The sequence below is a fragment of the Anaerosolibacter sp. genome (genome assembly GCF_029240175.1).
Classification (GTDB): Bacteria; Bacillota; Clostridia; order Peptostreptococcales; family Thermotaleaceae; genus Anaerosolibacter.
This window is the reverse complement of record NZ_JARBTM010000004.1, coordinates 24,420-41,360: the sequence shown is the minus strand read 5'-3', so window position 1 is coordinate 41,360 and position 16,941 is coordinate 24,420. Positions and strand designations below refer to the sequence as shown.

Here is a 16,941-nt window from a genome sequence, read left to right as displayed (position 1 = left end):
TCCTATCGTGTCTAGTGAAGAATTATGAACTTTTAATTTCTAACCTAAAATCAATATACTAAAGCTAACTATTTTTCAATATTTGGGGTGATTATATGCAGCATAATAAACTGATACAAATAACGGATAAAGACCTTATGGTATTTCTTGTAGCCAGTGGCCATGAAATAAAAAAAGTTCAGAAGGATCCTGAACGCAATCGCAGCCTAGTATTCTTTGAGGTTACAAGCCAGCTTAATGATTCTATCTTGGCCTTTACAAATAAATCCAAGATAATTAATATTGGAGACTATCAAGCTGCAGAAAGACGTGTTAAAACACTGCTCTCCATGCAGAAAATCTCCTAGCTCCTTCTCTCAGCTCTCATCTTTCAACTTAAATTCAAAAGTTGAAGGAGTTGATATTCATGTTAAAACCGCCAATCGCTCGCATGGGTGGGAAAAGTCAATTAAGAAAAAAGATTATTGAAATGATACCGGATCACACTTGTTATACGGAACCATTCTTTGGTGCTGGTTGGGTATTCTTTGGTAAGGAACCTAGTAAGGTTGAAGTGATTAATGATATTGATAGTGAGCTGGTTAATCTGTTTAAGATGATCAAATACCATCATGAAGAAATCCAAAGACTCATAAAGTTTGAGATAGCCAGTCGAGATATGTTTAATGAATATAAGGAAGCTGCAGTTGAATCCTTAACTGAAGTTCAGAGGGCAGTTCGATTTATTCATCTTATATCAAGGAGCTTCGCTAGTAAAGGTAAGCACTTTGGTTATGGAACAAACACCAGACCAACCCCTCAGATATTCGATACCTCCAACCTGGAACTGCTTAAGGAAAGGCTTAGAAATACATATATTGAAAATCTAAGCTTTGAAGAGATTTTCAAGAAGTATGATAGGCCTTATACCTTTCATTTCTGTGATCCTCCATACTTTGAAACAGATGGCTATGATGCAGTCTTTGGGGAAAATGAACACTTAAAGCTTAGAGAAATTTTAGGAACCATTCAAGGCAAATTCCTCCTCACTATCAATGACCATCCTAAGGTCCGAGAATGGTACCATGGTTTTAATATCCTTGAAACTGAAGTTAATTATTCTGTATCTAAGGACCATACCGGCAGGGGTAAATATAGAGAGTTGATAATAACCAATTATTCTTTGTAAAATGCAATAGAGCCCCAACGGTAAAATGGGAGCTCTATTGTTTATTCCATATTATTTTATCTTGAACTAATTAATGTCTGGCTAAGTAAATCTCTAAATTCTTTAGTGTTCTTTATGCTATCAAATGCTTCATCGATCATTATTAGATTCTTATATCTTTCATCAACGTCAATTACCTTTCTTAAGTTATTAATAGCTTCAGGAAGGTTATTTAAAAATGCATAGCAACGACTTTTCCCATAGACGCTACTGATAAATTGCGGCTCTATCTCTATGCTTTTGTCATAGTATCTAATCGCCTCATCGTATTTACCTAATTCAGCCAAAACGCATGCTAAATAATAATATGCATCTGGATCTTCAGGATCAAGCTGTATATATTTTTGAAAAGGCTCCTGAGCTTCTTCATATTTTTCTAGTCCAATTAAAGATTTGCCTTTTCCGTAGTAAGAAAATTTAATACTATCATCCAAGCTGATAGCCTTATTATAACTTTGAATAGCATCCTCATATCTTCCTAAACCAAACAATGCATTACCTTTATTAACATAAGGAACCGCATCATTAGGTTCTAGCTCTATTGATTTATTGCAGGCTTCTAACGCTTCTTCGTATCTTTGTAGATCAACTAAAGCCCAGCCTATGTTATTATACGCTGCATCATTATATGGATTAAAAGCAATTGCTTTATTATAGTATTCCAATGCTATTTGATAATTTCCATCTAACTGAGCATTGTATCCCATTTCGTTGTACATAAAAGAACTAATTTGGTTAGAATCGAACTTATTATCTTCAAAAGTGTTTTCCTCTAAATCCATCGTATTCATTCTTTGGATGAAATTAGGTATATCATTATTGTATACGCTCGAGTTCCTTAAAACAATGTTCTCACTATCATCTGTATAGAATAAAAATGATTTTTCATCCTCTTGTGATATGGTTTTATTATCGAAGATACTGGAATTATCAAAAACTATATTTGAGCTCCTTGTCAAATTTATAAATCTCCAATTACCTTCATTCTCGTTAAATCTACTATTTCTAAATGTAATGTTTTTCGAATCATATATCGACATAATAGCTTCAGAGCAATCAGTAATAATTGAATCATTGAATGTTAGTCCATCTACATTAAATAATGTCAGTCCTTGAGTTCCACAACCAAAAAGTCTTGATTTAGAAATATTTATTTTATCTGAGTCTCTAAATAATAGTACACCACCCGAACATTCCCCTTTATCAGGTGTATGACCTGCATTTATATTAGTAATATTAATATTACTGCCGTTTTCAAACGTAAGTACATCAGCATATCTAGATTCCGTTACTATATTTGATAGAGTGTTCTCTATTCCTTCAATCGTTAGGTTACTTACATTTTGAATAATTAACTCTGTTCCATCAGATTCTTTATTCCAGCGTATATGCCTATTCTGTTCATACTCTTTTTTAGGTTTCGATAGGTTGTACTCGCCATTCTTTAGAACTATCTTTCTGTTTGATCCAATGGCCTTAATAAATTCATTCACATCATTTACTTCAATAACCTGATACTCAGTACTCTCTGTTGAAATTGACACAATTCTATTTTTCGCATCCCATTCAACTTTTGCACCTACGCTCTCAGCTATAAATCTTAAAGGAATGAGTGTCCTGCCACCAATTATAGTTGCTGGAGTATCTAGTGAAATATTTCTATTATTCTTTATAGCTGACTTATTGCCTATAGGCAATTTTATCGTCAAATCATCTTTTGTTCCTATAACAGTCTTTGTTGCCTCGTCCCATCCTACGTTTATTCCTAGTGCTTCAAAAACTGCCCTTACCGGTACGACCACCCTGTTATTTACTATAGCGGGCTGAACATCGAGTTCTATTAACTTATCATTAATTTTTATTTGTATACCCTCATTTCCTGCAACCACTAATAGTGAATTTAATGTAAACACTACTATCATGACTAGTGCCAAAGCTAATTTCTTCATGCCACATCCTCCTGTCAATATTTTATTTGGCTATAACTGCATTTTAGTTATTCGATAATTTCCGTATTTTTCCTTCACATTTCAACAATGCATCAATCTTTTGGGTCTTTTTACCTAGTTAATAAAATGGTTTTCAATGATTTATTGATTAAAATAATCGAAAACTTTTCTCCCATTGGAATAATATGCTATAATTAGAACATACGTTCTATTTGGAGGTACTACTATGATTACTACAGAAAAACTAGAAACAATTATAACGAAATGTCATATAATCAAAAGCTTTTATCCCTTACCTGAGTCCACCCTTGGGTATTATTATTATGATGGGAACTATTATTGTATCTTGATCAATGAGAGTATTAAAAGCAATGAGCGACTTTATAGAGTTGTTTTAGCAGAAGAAATAGGTCATTATAGGACTACTATAGGGGATATTACACCAAGAAAGTATATGTGCTATCGTGATCGCCTTGAAGTGGATAAGAAGGAACTACAGGCCCTTAAGTGGGCAACTGACTTTTTAATACCTACTGACATGCTCATAAGAGTAATTAATGATAAGGTAATATCATCCATTCAAGATATAACAGACTACTTTTTAGTTACCTATGATTTTCTTATGCGTAAACTTGAATTCATGGCTAACCAGAAAATCGTATGGGATATTGGTGAAAAACATGTCCTATGCTTACATAGCTTACCATCTATATATGTTCACAAAAAAACTTCTTTCTAAGATATTAAGGGGGAATTACCATGGCAACAGCTGGCATATATGTTAGAAAATCAAAGGCCACCGATAAAGGTGAATCAATTGAGAATCAAACAAAGCGCGGGATATCACTCTGTGAAATGCGGGGATGGGATTATATTGTTTATGAAGATTATGATTTCTCTGGAAAGACTTTGGACAGGCCAGATTTTGAAAGAATGATGAGAGATGCCAAGAATAGAAAGATTGATTATATTATCTGCTATAAGCTTGATAGGATTTCTAGAAGTGTTAATGACTTCTCCTCCCTTGTCGAAGAGTTAGATGGCCTCGGTGTAGGCTTTATTTGTATCAAAGACAACTTTGATACTACTTCACCAATGGGTAGAGCTATGATGTATATTACCGCAGTATTTGCCCAGCTAGAACGAGAAACTATAGCTGAACGTGTACGGGATAATATGATTGACAGGGCTAAGATGGGAAAATGGAATGGTGGTCCTGTTCCCTTTGCTTTTGATGTACATAAAGAAGTTACAGATAACTACGGCCGAAACAAAAAAGTGTCCAAGCTAATAATTAATAATGAAGAATCGGCTATTGTAAGAGAATTCTATGATTGGTTCCTAGAATCAGATGGTTCAATCCGAAATGTTACCTTCAGAGCTAATGATCCTCTTAATAATTATCAAACTAAAAACAATAGTTCTTGGTCCACAAGTCAGATGGCTCGTATTCTACAGAATCCTCTATATTGTATCGCTGACCTGGACGCGTATGAATATTTTAAGAACCATACTAAAGTTCAAATCGTTAATTCCAAGAATGATTTTGATGGTACCCATGGTTTAATGTTTTACAACCGGAGAAAGCCACATAATAAAACGACGCGGGAAAGAAATGAAGATGAGTGGATCCTGGTTATAGGTGATCATGAAGGATTTATTCCTGGAAAGGTATTTACGAAGGTGCAGCATAAACTTTTACAGAACCAATCAACTCCACCTAGACTAGGTAAGAGTGCTATTTCTCCTCTGACCGGTTTAGTAAGATGCGGCCGCTGTAATTCTTCTATGTCTATTTTTACTTCAAAGAAAACAACTGATGATAGTAAAGGAAAGTTTAGATATTATAGATGTCTTACCAAGGAACAGAGATCAAAAGTCCTATGTGATAATACAAACATAAGGGCTGATCTGTTGGAAGAGATGATCGTAAAACATATCTCTGGCCTATGCAGTAACAAAGAGTTTATAACAGAGCTTCTAGAGAGCTCTAACGACGATTTAGATAATAAGCGTGTCCCTCTTATTGCTCAGAGAAGCAAATATCAATCTGAATTAGAAAACATTGATAAGGAAATGAAGAATCTAGTTATTGCTCTAGGTAAAGGTACACTTCCTGAGATAATCATTCAAGGGAGATTTAAAGAATTAGAAGACCAGAAAAAGGCAATAAAAAAACAACTTCTTGAAGTTGCTGCTGAATTGGACGCCAATTATGAAGAGACATATAATATCGATACCTTTATGAAGTACATTGAACAGTTCGATGATACATATGAGTATCTACCATTTGAAGATAAGAAGAGATTACTTAGAAGTATTGTTAAGGAAGTCTTAGTTGATAAGGAGAACATTACGCTTTCCCTCTATTTTCTTCCCACTCAAAATCTTAATTCAGTTGAAGTTTGTTCCCGCATGCACAAGGGTTCATACTAGCCACCAGAATGAATTTAGAAGGATAGGTAAGCGTTCCATTGATTCTAGATATCGTTACAACTTCATCCTCGATTGGCTGTCGCAGTACCTCTAGTACATTCCGTTGAAATTCGGGAAGCTCATCTAGAAACAGAATTCCATAATGAGCAAGTGAAACTTCACCCGGCTTAGGCATTCGTCCGCCACCAATCAAGGCGATGCTTGAAATCGTATGGTGAGGTGATCTAAATGGTCTCGTAGTTACCAAGGAAGAGTAGTTTGTCAACAATCCAGCAACACTATGAATCTTTGTTACTTCGATTGCTTCTTCATAGGTCATATCTGGAAGAATACTTGGAAATCTTCTTGCTAACATTGTTTTCCCTGATCCTGGCGGACCAATCATAAGTATATTATGACCCCCAGCCGCTGCGATTTGAAAAGCGCGCTTTATGCCCTCTTGTCCAACAACTTCACTAAAATCCTCTGCGGAGTCATTTTTTTCGTTGTGTTCAATGATTAACTTTCTTTGTACCGGAGTAGCTGCTATTTCTCCTTTAAAAAATTGGACAATTTCATATAAATTAGAAAATGAATATATCTCAACATCCTTTATAATCGCTCCTTCTGCCGCATTTTCATCTGGTAGGACAATCTTATTAAATCCGTTATTTCTTAATGCGATGACCAGTGGCAGTATGCCTGTAACTCTATTAATCTTTCCATTGAGAGACAACTCACCTATGAAAGCAAACTCCTTAACGCTGTCATTTTTGATAACACCTGCAGCATCTAACAATCCTAAAGCCATAGGCAAATCTAAATGCGTCCCTTCTTTTTTTGTGTTTGCCGGTGCTAAGTTTATGGTAATCCTTTTCATCGGAAATTCAAACCCAGAATTTTTTATGGCAGCACGTATTCTTTCCTTAGATTCTTTTACAGCAGTATCTGGTAACCCCACAATATTTAGAGCAGGCAGTCCATTAGATATATCTACTTCTACATCTGTGGTACTTCCGTCGAGTCCGTTTAAAACACAGCTAAATATTCTTGACAGCATATTTTCCACCTCTGCGCAATTGGAAATCTTTTCATATTCTATAGTTCCATTCCTTTTTCCATTATCCTTCTTTTTTTCTTAATTTTCGATAAATTCTCTTTTCTTTCTTCTAGGCTAAACAAACACTTTTATTAAACAATCTCATGTTTGCACGCGTCAGATGGACCATGGGTTCTTGATATGTAGTATCATGTAGTTTTATGACTATTTCCTTGGAAATAGTCATAAAAAAGCCTTCGGATCTAAGCAAATTCCGAAGGCCTTCCCTATTAAAATAATTATCTACTATTCATTTCTGATTCGTCTTATGTAGATGCAAGCTAGTATCTGGACTCTATTACCTTTTCTTCTAAAATAGTAAGTACATTCTTTTCTTCCTCGTTTAATTTACTTAAGACTTCCTTACGATAAATCATGCCCAAAGCATTCCGACTCTTTTGTTGTTTGTTCTCTCCAATCGCCCGAGGCCATTCTATCTTGTTCCCCCGATAGATCAAATCCAAATCGATAATCCTTGTTCCATCATCTAAATGCTCTAGCCCTATAAGAATTTTCTTAATCTCAATAGGGTCCAGAAGTGTAAATAATCTTACCTGATATACCAACACAGACATTAGGAACCTGGGATGATCCTTACCCCACGACTCACCTAAAATCAATCCCACATCCAAGGCATCCAATATCAGTAATAGTCGTTCATAATGAAGCATATATTGACTGTACCTGTCAAAAATACGAATCTGTAAGTCATACCAATTCTTATCTTGAAAGCCTTCATTAAAAAAGTGTAGCACTTGACTTCTCATTTTCCGTTGCAGTTTATAAACATCCATATCGATTAGAACATGTTTTGTATGTAGGTCTTCTAGACTCAAATTTCTATTCACTGGATGATTTGTGAAACTAATAATAGACTGATTTGCCATTCCTCTATTGAAACATTCATTTAATGGGAGTATACTGCCTTGATAAGTTTCGCTAACACTGTTAATAATCCGATTATGATCTCCCACTGTTCTCATAATCAACAGGCCAGGAGAGATATGAGAATCTTCAATTAAATAGGATATTTTTGTGTTGATGAGGCAAGAAAACAGTTTATCTGAAGGAAGTGGCACAACAATGGTCTCTTTAATATCGGATATTTGGATGCTTTTCTTGCCTGGATCACATAAAAGTACAATCGTGTGATCTTCCTCTGCTGTCTCAAATGCAGCATTAAGCTCTGATACAATTCCACCGAATTGCCCTGATATTGCTTCCACTAGTTTGTCTATATAAAAACTATTAAACACAATTATTTTAGGTCCATTCCTTAATATGGATATCATGTTTTTCCCCCTCTATATACCTATCTTACTTTTTCTAAACCTATAGTCATCAGTGCCTGCAGGATATAGAAGCTTAATGACTTCTAAGTTATCTACCTTGATTATATTTATGCTATCAATACCATCAAGATACCTTGGATCATCGTTGTTTCCTCGACAATGACCATACATAAAAAACGCACTTTCATCATGAAGTTTTTCATAATAATGGGAGATACTAATTTTTATCCCATAAATATCTAGCAGCGTACTCTGTTCATAAATCTCCAGCTTAGCCAGTGGATGCAACGCCTCTCTACAATCGTGATTGCCTAAGGTAACAATGATTCTATCTTGAACATAAGGACTAATGGATTTCAAAAAGTGATTTGCTCGTGCTTTATATTTCTGAACATGGTAAGGAAGCATCTCAAGTTTTACCTCATCCGCAATATCACCTGTATGAATTAGAACATGAGGTTTCACAGTTTTTATCAGTCGGATAAGATCCCTGTAAATCATTGAAGGCGTATCACTGATATGCATAATCTTTATTGACATATCCTTTAGCTCATCAGGTACATATATACCACCAGTTAGATGTCGTAATATCTTCCAAACTTCTTCCATTATATCTCCTCAATCAGTCTTCTAAAAGTCGTATAGATCATTAGATTTATTTATAACCATATTCACATGTTCACTGCAGTCTAATTCATTGACCTAACTACCACTGCCTAGGGCAATATGACAATGTGATTTGCCACAGGTCTTTCTTTTCCATCGGAAGGTCTGTTTAGTACCTTACCATCATAATACATGGCACTTGAGCCACCACCATCTAGATTGTAGGCTTCCTTAACGCCTAGGGTCAGAAGTTTGTCCTGTAAGAGTTCCAGTGTTACACCAACGCTCCAATTTCCCTGTCTGCCATCAATAACAATCATAATCAAGTCATCATTGGCATACTTACCAATAATTGTTCTAGGTTGATTTGTTTTCTTCCACTTTTCTGGTATTTCTACTTTTTTACCTCGCTGCAATAAAACGGGTATAAAGCTCGTTCCCTGATAAGGCTGCAGCTCCATAAGATCGGACTCTGTTTTAGGTACAGTCCCGATAACCTGTCCGCTTTTATTAATCCCAGCAAAGAATAAATCTCCAGGGTAGCCGTTGAAGGGTTCAACTAGCATTCCATCAATGACTGTATTACCAATCATTTGAGCATACGGCGTTCCACTCCTTTTTTCCGTATAAAACCCACCCCCATTGATGGCAAGAATAGCATTCTTACGTTTTGCAGCACTCGAAATAGTTTCCAACTCACCCAATCGGTCCTTCCCTAGGACCACTTTAAAAGCCTTTGGATCAAACAATTTAACCTTTGCAATATATCCTCTATAACCAAGCTCAGCCAATGGAAAAATTTTAATTTCCACTCGATCTGACCTATAATTTTCCGTGGCAGGTCCAAGCATATCCAATATTTTTTTTTCATATATATCGTCAGAAAGTTCTTTATGGGATGAACTAGACTCAGAAAGGTGAGCTATTTGCTCATCTTGCACATTGAAGACCTCTGTCTGCCGATCAATTATCATTCCCAAATCATCAACTTTTCGCTCTAACTTTTCTATCTCACTATCCAATGTATCCATCTGTTCTCCAACAAACTCCATTGGAAGTTCTAGTTTCTTACTATCCTCCTGAAAATCATAGCCTACAAGAAAAAGTGCTATAAATGGTGCAAGCAAGTAGAGCAAAAAAACGTTAATTTTGCCCATTTGGTGCCTCCTTAAGTATTCTTAAGCTTTTCTCTAGATCCTGCAGCTGTAGATCAAGGTTTTCTAATTTTTCATCAATTCTTTCCTGCACCACTGTAGAATTTGAAATTGTAGAATCTGTATTCGCTATATTTTCCCTTAAGCTGGCAATCTCTTGACTTACTTGCTCAATACGCTCCCCAAGTTCCTTTATATTTATTGCATTTTCCTGCTGAATATTTCTGATCGAGGTATCTATATAACCTTTTGCATATGTATACCCATAATATACAATGGTACTCCACAAAGTGATACACATCGTGAATATGATCAGCGTCTTCCATATACTTTTACCATTCTTTTTTCGGCGGGTGGTAATCGCCCTCTCATCTACGCCCTCTATCAAGATCTCCTTTTCCATACGCTTCCCCCTCCCTCAATTCATGTCAAAGTCACTAATATTATATGACTAAATAATGTTCTGTATATGATTGATTTTAGGTTTAGTACCAAAGGAACCAATAACAACCTCAATGGCATCAAATCGACAACCTTGGTTATAAAGGCCCTTCCACTGCATGTATCCCTGAGCAGTATATTGCAAATGCTTTATTTTCTTATAATCAATGGATTCTATAGGCCTTCCATATGCTAAGCTTGACCTAGTCTTCACTTCCACAAATATAATTGTATTATTATGCTTACTGACAATATCTATCTCACCATGTCGTGAACGATAATTTCTTTCTAGTATCACATATCCTTGACTTAATAAATGCTTAACAGCGATATTCTCACCGCGTATACCTATTTCCTTATTATGTGCTCCCATACTATCTTTCCTCTTTCATATCTAAATCAACAATGAAAGCCAACACTTCAGCAACCACTTGATATAGTTCCGGAGGTATCTCTTCCCCCAAAGACAAATGATGAAGCTGTCGAACTAGTTTTTCATCTTTATAGGTTGGAATATCCAGTTCTCTAGCGATATCCATAATTTTATCGGCTATTTCCCCTTGCCCCTTTGCCAGGAGGCGAGGTGCATGATCCTTTTCAGCCTCGTACTTTATGGCAGCAACGAGTGGTTTTTTCTCTTTCATATGATCACACCTTTAAATCAACAGAATGGTGCTTTAGATCAGCATCTTTATCTGTTGTATTTATTAAATATGTCTCCCTCTGGCTTACTGCATAATGAAAATACACATTTACAAATCCATATTTTATCAATACGCTTTCAAGACTTTTTTGATGGGATTGGATCACCGCTCTGGCATGTTCATGCTCAACCCTGAAATTACACGTTATGCTTTTTTCCTTGATTTCGATTAAGGCTTGAACAAATGCCATATTTTTTGTTTCCAATGATACAAGTAATTTGACATCCTTTGGATTAATCTTCTTGCTTTTTCCCCGTTCTTGAACAATAAATAATTCAAGATTTCTATGGATATTTCCAATTTCAATAGGTACCTGTAAAAAGGTTTGCAAGGGATTAAGCTTTCCTAAAAAATCTATATTATTTTTAATGTTTTCCAGCTGATTTACAATATCTTTTTGATGAGCTGATTCTAATGACATCATCTTTAACTTTATTAATTCAGCCTTTGTATATAGCTCCCTAAGTGCCTCTTGAAATTCTGGCTTGCGATGCATTAAAGCATCTTGCATTTTAGATATGGTTTCCTTGAGGCTCATTCCAAGCTTCGTTGTCTTTTCATCATTCATCAAAGTTTGGATAATTTCTTCAAATTGCCGCGACATAGGATATTGCCTAAAAACCAAGTTATTTAGCGCCGTTGCATTCTTCAAATTGACTTTGAGTCCATTTTTTAGCATGAATATTATTTTCTCAAAATCCATACCCTCGACATTTATTCGCCCGCTATTCCCGCTAAACTCATTATTTTTATTGTCAGCAGCTTGCGACAAAAATTCTAGATCTTTACCCTCTTGTAGCTTGCTGGAATATTCAGCACTTAGACTCATCGCTTTCGATGCTCCCAGGGTATCCATTGGAATTATTGTATCGCCATGACTCTGCTGTTCTGGGTTTTTTATCAATTCCTTTAACACTTGCCCTAAATTTTTATCTAGAAGCTGACCCTCAGCAACATCTTTCACGCCGCTTAATAAGTCATTGATTTTATCAAACTGAAGTTTTGTTTGCGTTATCTCTAAAAGCATTTTCTCTGTAACAGGCATCTCGGCCTTTAACAAAAGTTTTACCAGTTGAATTTTATCCTTATCTGGATAGATCCCTGTCTGCTCTAGGAACTTAATAATGCTTAGATCCTCTTGGCGAATTTCCAATCCTTCGCTTGCCAAGAGTTTCATTAAAATCTGTCCCTCTTCCCCAGACTTTACGATAAACTGATATGTGTTGCCTTTTTCCAAATTGTGTCCAGCAACATCTTTATACTTTGCTTCAATAAATTTTCCATTTCCCAATTCAAGCAAGATCATTTCATTCAAAATGCTTTTGATTTTGGCTTTGATGATTTGACCTTCCTGGAAGTTACCATCCTGTCCAGCATTTGCTCCCAATACCTTTTTTTCAATACTGGCTGACTGTAGTCCTTTAAATTGATCATTTAAAATGGTTATTTTCACCTAAATATTCACCTGCGATTCCTTTTAGAAATGTTTTTCTGTGAATGTTTGTAATTCCATATTTTTCAATACCTTCATAATGTTCTTTTGTTCCGTAGCCTTTATGATTGCGAAATCCATACTGGGGATACAGTTTATCATAGTCACAAATTATTCGATCTCTGGTTACTTTTGCAATAATCGAAGCCGCTGCAATGGAAATACTTTTGCTATCACCCTTAATCAATGCTTGCTGGTTAATATGTATATCGGTCAATTTTACAGCATCAATTAACAAATAATCAGGTCTTACGTTAAGGTTTTTGATGGCATGACCCATGGCTAGTTTTGTTGCATTAAAAATATTTATATCATCGATTACTTGATTATCAATAACCCCTATACCAATACCTAAGGCTTTATCCTTAATGACCTCATACAAGAACTCTCTCTTAGCCTCTGACAATTTTTTAGAATCATCAACACCCTCAATAAATATGTTTTGGGGAAGAATCACAGCAGCTGCTACCACAGGGCCTGCAAGGGGACCCCTTCCTGCCTCATCAATTCCTGCAATGATTTTTACACCAGATTTGAATATTTCATTCTCATAATACCATAGAGTTCTTATTCTTTCTTTTTCTTTGATATGCTTGTCCAACTTTTTTGATAAACTCTCTCCAAGTTTTTGAATACCATTTCTTTCATCTTTTAATAAGAAAGGAATAAGTTTAGCAGCTGACTCTAAATCCATCGCTTTTATTTGTTTTTCAACTTCCTTTGTACTCTTTCCTTGAAAATCCATATCTTAACCTCCCCCTTAAATAGTTCTATACCTTATTATAACATACCAAATCATTCGATGTTTTTCTTGTGACATAAGAAAAGACACTATTCAACATTAGTGTCTTTAAAGTCCTCAGGTTTTTCTAAGGTAATATATCCAATTTTACCACTTCTAAATTCATCGAGGATAATATTTGCAACTCGGCTATAATCTATTCTACCTCCTGAAAATATACAACCTCTCTTCATCGCAATGTTGTCTAAGTTCTTTAGTGGTTCTGCATCCAAATCTGCCAGCTTGTATCGTCCCTTTAGCATATCAGGATAAGTATTTCCAAGATATTCTGTAAGTCTCAACGCAACAGTATCGATATCCAATACTTCATCTTTGATTGCCCCAGTGAAAGCCAACTTATAGCCCACTTCCTGATCCTCAAACTTAGGCCAAAGAATACCGGGCGTATCCAGAAGCTCAATGTCTCCTTTGAGCCTTACCCACTGTTTTCCCTTTGTCACACCAGGACGATCACCTGTTTTGGCACTCTTCTTTCCCGTTAATCGATTGATGATAGAAGACTTTCCTACATTTGGGATTCCAACAATCATTGCTCGAACAGGACGGGGTCTCATTCCTTTCTGAACCAACTTATCGATCTTCTCCTTCGCAGCAGCTTGTACAGCTTCTACCAACTTCTCTAAACCTTCTCCATTCAGAGAATTAACAGGAATCGCATCTATTCCTTGTTCTTTAAAAAAACGAATCCATTGATTTGTTAACTTAGAATCCGATAGATCACTTTTATTCATCACAATAACCCGCGGCTTGCCTTCTACAACTTCATCAATTTGTGGATTTCGGCTACTGATTGGGATTCTAGCATCCAGCAGCTCAATCACGACATCAACTAGCTTTAGATGCTCCTTTATCAATTCCTTTGTTTTCTTCATATGCCCGGGATACCAATTTATGTACATATTTATCACTCCGCATTTTATGTAATTTTACCAAAGCGCCTCAAAGGCCAAACTCTCATTATAGCCTTTCCTTTCACCAGCTTTAAAGAAACTGCCCCAATATCTTCGTATCTGCTGTCTTTACTATTATTCCTATTATCTCCAAGAACAAATATGGTATCTTTTGGAACAAACTTTTTCCCAAAGTAATCTATTGTTTTCTCTAAAATGTATGGTTCTTCACATACAGTACCATTTACAATTACTTGGCCATCTTTTATTTCGATGGTGTCCCCTTCTGTAGCAATTACTCGCTTAATAAAAAAGTATGACTTGTCATAAGGATATTGAAATACCACAATATCTCCCTTCGCTGGCTTCTGGATGAAATATTGTAGTTTATTAATGAATAGTCGATCTCTATGATTTAGCGTTGGAACCATGGAGTTTCCATCCACTTGAATAAAGTCAAAAACAAACATCTTTAGAAGAACGGCCAAGAAAATTGCTATACATAATGTTTCAACCCACTCTCGAATTTCCTTGTTCGCATTATCCACAGTTTCACCTCAAAATCATATATCGATAGTTTTCTAAACATTGACAAAGGGACTGTAACCAGTCCCCTTGAATTAGAATTTCTTCTCTTTAACTTTTGTCGCAGCTTTACCAGTTCTTTCACGAAGATAGTTAAGCTTCGCTCTTCTAACCTTACCTCTTCTAATCACTTCGATTTTTTCAATCTTTGGTGAATGTAATGGTAAAGTTCTTTCAACACCAACACCGTAAGAAATTCTTCTTACTGTGAAAGTCTCTCTTAAACCACCATTTTGTTTTTTAAGAACGATACCCTCAAACATCTGGATTCTCTCTCTTGTACCCTCTTTTACTTTTAAGTGAACCTTTACAGTATCACCTACATTGAAAGCTGGTATATCAGATCTTAATTGTTCTTGTTCAAGTATGCTAATAATATCCATGGTTGTCCCTCCTTCCTTCCTAGACGTTCATGTCTCATTTAAACAGAGGACCGTCCGTTTTACCACTAAACAATTATAACACAGACAATATTTCAAGACAACAACTATTTTGAAATATTGTCATTTAATAACTTATCTATAACCTTTTTTTCGTATTTATCTAATTTTTTTTCAAGAATGTACTTTTCAAAAAGGTCCGGACGATTATTAAGTGTAGCTTTTAAAGCTTCTTCTTTGCGCCACTCATTTATTTTTTTATGATTGCCTGACAATAATACATCTGGTACACACAAGCCTTGAAATTCACTGGGTCTTGTATATTGAGGATATTCTAATAATCCTCCATAGAAAGATTCATCCGTAAAGGATTCTTTTTGCCCTAGCACGCCTGGGATCATCCTTGCCACAGCATCTATGACGACCATAGCAGGCAACTCTCCCCCGGTTAGAACGTAGTCACCTATTGAAATTTCATCCGTCACCCAACTGTCTATTACTCTTTGATCTATACCTTCATAATGACCACATATAAAAACCAATCTTTTCTCTTCAGACAATTCTATGGCCATATTTTGGTTAAAAGTTCTCCCCTTTGGTGACATGTAAATCACACGACTATGTTCCGCTTGTATAGCCTCCAGTGCGCTGAAAATTGGCTGCGGCTGCATGACCATACCTGCGCCGCCACCGTATGGATAATCATCCACTTGCTTGTGCTTATTTTCAGCATAATCACGAATATTTATAATTTGGATATCGATAATCTGATTTTCTTGGGCTCTCCCAATCATACTTTCCCCTAATGTCCCACGGAACATATCTGGAAACAATGTTAAAACATCAATTTTCATTCTATCAAACCCTCTATTACCTTCACCGTCATCGTATCATTTTCTAGGTTCACATTTTTGATAAACTCTCCCACTGCCGGTATCAAAATACTCTTTCCAGCAGTATTTGCAGACGATATTTCATAAACGTCATTTCCAGCAGCTTGAATTACATCTTTTACAGTCCCTATAAATTCACCTTCAACAGTATAAACCTTCAATCCTATTAGATCTGTAATTAAATATGTATCTTCCTCAAGTGCTCTCGCATTATCTTTGCTAATCGTAAGATATTTATCCCTAAATCTTTCTGCTACATTGATGTCATCAATACCTTTAAACTTTAATATAACAAGGTTGCTTTTATATTTAACCTTTTCAATATAATACTTTTTTTCAGTATCCGTATCCATATAAACCCATTCTAACTCTTCAAAACGTTCTTTATAGTCTGTAAGGGGATATACCCGAACCTCTCCCTTTATCCCTTGGGTATTCACAATTTGTCCAACCTTTAGCAGTTTGTCCAACCTATTCACCTGCCTAATTGTAAAGTCTTTTTTCTCATCAGCTGTTCCGTGAAATCATTATATATCATTATATCCATAAAACATGGGAGTATACAGTTTTTTATACAATAAGAGGATTAGGAACTCCTAACCCTCTTATTGTATTATTGAATTATTTCAACCACTACTCTCTTATTTTCTTTGGTAGCAGCAGCTTTCACCACTGTTCTAATGGCCTTAGCAATTCTACCTTGTTTACCGATTACTTTCCCCATATCTTCAGGAGAAACCTTCAGTTCGATAATTAGTGATTGTGTTCCTTCAACTTCTGTAACAGAGACTTCATTTGGGTTATCCACTAATGATTTCGCAATTACTTTTACTAGTTCACCCATTTATTACACCCCCTGAAAGCTTTCTACGCTTTCTTAGACTGCTCAAACTTCTCAAGAACACCGTATTTTTTAAACAAGTCTTTCACTGTATCAGTAAACGAGAATCTGCAACTACAAGTCTATAGAAAGGCTTCTTCTTAGCTCCCATTCTTTTCAATCTGATCTTTACTGCCATTGTATTCACCTCC

The 16,941-nt window shown here is 35.8% G+C and carries 20 protein-coding genes and 1 pseudogene; 4 read left to right on the top strand and 17 right to left on the bottom strand.

Annotation, left to right across the window (positions count from 1 at the left end; translation table 11 throughout):
- Positions 1-95 precede the first annotated feature (95 nt).
- The gene (locus K0R93_RS03315; protein WP_300297530.1) at positions 96-347 is read left to right on the top strand and encodes a DUF5659 domain-containing protein; all 252 of its coding nucleotides are present in this window, start codon (positions 96-98) and stop codon (positions 345-347) included.
- 59 nt (positions 348-406) lie between these two features.
- Entirely contained in the window at positions 407-1,168 is a 762-nt protein-coding gene (locus K0R93_RS03310; RefSeq protein WP_300297527.1) for a DNA adenine methylase, read from the top strand.
- Between the two features lie 56 nt (positions 1,169-1,224).
- On the opposite strand, the gene K0R93_RS03305 is transcribed toward K0R93_RS03310, so the two are convergent.
- The gene (locus tag K0R93_RS03305; RefSeq protein WP_300297524.1) at positions 1,225-3,156 is read right to left on the bottom strand and encodes a stalk domain-containing protein; all 1,932 of its coding nucleotides are present in this window, start codon (positions 3,154-3,156) and stop codon (positions 1,225-1,227) included.
- A 226-nt stretch (positions 3,157-3,382) separates the two neighbouring features.
- On the opposite strand from K0R93_RS03305, the gene K0R93_RS03300 reads away from it, so the two are divergent.
- On the top strand, positions 3,383-3,895 hold the full coding sequence (locus K0R93_RS03300) for an ImmA/IrrE family metallo-endopeptidase (protein ID WP_300297521.1): 513 nt from the start codon (positions 3,383-3,385) through the stop codon (positions 3,893-3,895).
- A 20-nt stretch (positions 3,896-3,915) separates the two neighbouring features.
- Complete coding sequence (locus K0R93_RS03295) at positions 3,916-5,592, top strand: recombinase family protein (RefSeq protein ID WP_300297518.1); 1,677 nt, start codon at positions 3,916-3,918, stop codon at positions 5,590-5,592.
- Here K0R93_RS03295 and K0R93_RS03290 read toward each other — a convergent pair.
- From K0R93_RS03290 to K0R93_RS03215, 16 genes and pseudogenes are all read right to left on the bottom strand, one after another.
- The gene (locus tag K0R93_RS03290) at positions 5,546-6,631 is read right to left on the bottom strand and encodes a YifB family Mg chelatase-like AAA ATPase (RefSeq protein WP_300297515.1); all 1,086 of its coding nucleotides are present in this window, start codon (positions 6,629-6,631) and stop codon (positions 5,546-5,548) included. The two genes, K0R93_RS03295 and K0R93_RS03290, sit on opposite strands and share 47 nt — an antisense overlap.
- 320 nt (positions 6,632-6,951) lie before the next feature.
- The gene (locus K0R93_RS03285; protein WP_300297512.1) at positions 6,952-7,962 is read right to left on the bottom strand and encodes a hypothetical protein; all 1,011 of its coding nucleotides are present in this window, start codon (positions 7,960-7,962) and stop codon (positions 6,952-6,954) included.
- A 12-nt stretch (positions 7,963-7,974) separates the two neighbouring features.
- Positions 7,975-8,571, bottom strand: coding sequence for a metallophosphoesterase (locus K0R93_RS03280; RefSeq protein WP_300297509.1), 597 nt, complete (start codon positions 8,569-8,571; stop codon positions 7,975-7,977).
- Between the two features lie 107 nt (positions 8,572-8,678).
- On the bottom strand, positions 8,679-9,725 hold the full coding sequence (locus K0R93_RS03275) for a phosphodiester glycosidase family protein (protein WP_300297506.1): 1,047 nt from the start codon (positions 9,723-9,725) through the stop codon (positions 8,679-8,681).
- Positions 9,712-10,125 (bottom strand): hypothetical protein, encoded by a 414-nt coding sequence (locus K0R93_RS03270; protein WP_300297504.1) that lies wholly within the window; start codon positions 10,123-10,125, stop codon positions 9,712-9,714. Before K0R93_RS03270 ends, K0R93_RS03275 begins: the two co-directional genes overlap by 14 nt.
- Before the next feature lie 48 nt (positions 10,126-10,173).
- Complete coding sequence (locus K0R93_RS03265; RefSeq protein WP_300297501.1) at positions 10,174-10,536, bottom strand: YraN family protein; 363 nt, start codon at positions 10,534-10,536, stop codon at positions 10,174-10,176.
- Between the two features lies 1 nt (position 10,537).
- Positions 10,538-10,807, bottom strand: a complete 270-nt coding sequence (locus tag K0R93_RS03260) for an EscU/YscU/HrcU family type III secretion system export apparatus switch protein (protein ID WP_300297498.1) — start codon at positions 10,805-10,807, stop codon at positions 10,538-10,540.
- A 4-nt stretch (positions 10,808-10,811) separates the two neighbouring features.
- A complete protein-coding gene (locus K0R93_RS03255) occupies positions 10,812-12,320 on the bottom strand; it encodes a hypothetical protein (protein WP_300297495.1) in 1,509 nt (502 codons plus the stop codon).
- A complete protein-coding gene (locus K0R93_RS03250) occupies positions 12,298-13,104 on the bottom strand; it encodes a ribonuclease HII (protein ID WP_300297494.1) in 807 nt (268 codons plus the stop codon). Before K0R93_RS03250 ends, K0R93_RS03255 begins: the two co-directional genes overlap by 23 nt.
- 86 nt (positions 13,105-13,190) lie before the next feature.
- Positions 13,191-14,060, bottom strand: coding sequence for a ribosome biogenesis GTPase YlqF (ylqF, locus tag K0R93_RS03245; RefSeq protein ID WP_300297491.1), 870 nt, complete (start codon positions 14,058-14,060; stop codon positions 13,191-13,193).
- Positions 14,061-14,077: 17 nt separating this feature from the next.
- Positions 14,078-14,599 carry a signal peptidase I gene (gene lepB, locus K0R93_RS03240; protein ID WP_300297488.1) on the bottom strand — a complete coding sequence of 174 codons (522 nt, stop codon included), beginning with the start codon at positions 14,597-14,599 and terminating at the stop codon, positions 14,078-14,080.
- Positions 14,600-14,671: 72 nt separating this feature from the next.
- Positions 14,672-15,019, bottom strand: a complete 348-nt coding sequence (rplS, locus tag K0R93_RS03235) for a 50S ribosomal protein L19 (protein WP_300297485.1) — start codon at positions 15,017-15,019, stop codon at positions 14,672-14,674.
- A gap of 104 nt (positions 15,020-15,123) precedes the next feature.
- Positions 15,124-15,870 carry a tRNA (guanosine(37)-N1)-methyltransferase TrmD gene (gene trmD / locus K0R93_RS03230; protein WP_300297481.1) on the bottom strand — a complete coding sequence of 249 codons (747 nt, stop codon included), beginning with the start codon at positions 15,868-15,870 and terminating at the stop codon, positions 15,124-15,126.
- Positions 15,867-16,388 (bottom strand): ribosome maturation factor RimM, encoded by a 522-nt coding sequence (gene rimM, locus K0R93_RS03225; protein ID WP_300297478.1) that lies wholly within the window; start codon positions 16,386-16,388, stop codon positions 15,867-15,869. Before rimM ends, trmD begins: the two co-directional genes overlap by 4 nt.
- Positions 16,389-16,522: 134 nt before the next feature.
- Positions 16,523-16,753, bottom strand: coding sequence for a KH domain-containing protein (locus K0R93_RS03220; protein ID WP_300297476.1), 231 nt, complete (start codon positions 16,751-16,753; stop codon positions 16,523-16,525).
- A 97-nt stretch (positions 16,754-16,850) separates the two neighbouring features.
- Positions 16,851-16,928, bottom strand: a pseudogene (locus K0R93_RS03215) (30S ribosomal protein S16); the annotation flags it as partial.
- Positions 16,929-16,941: the final 13 nt, after the last annotated feature.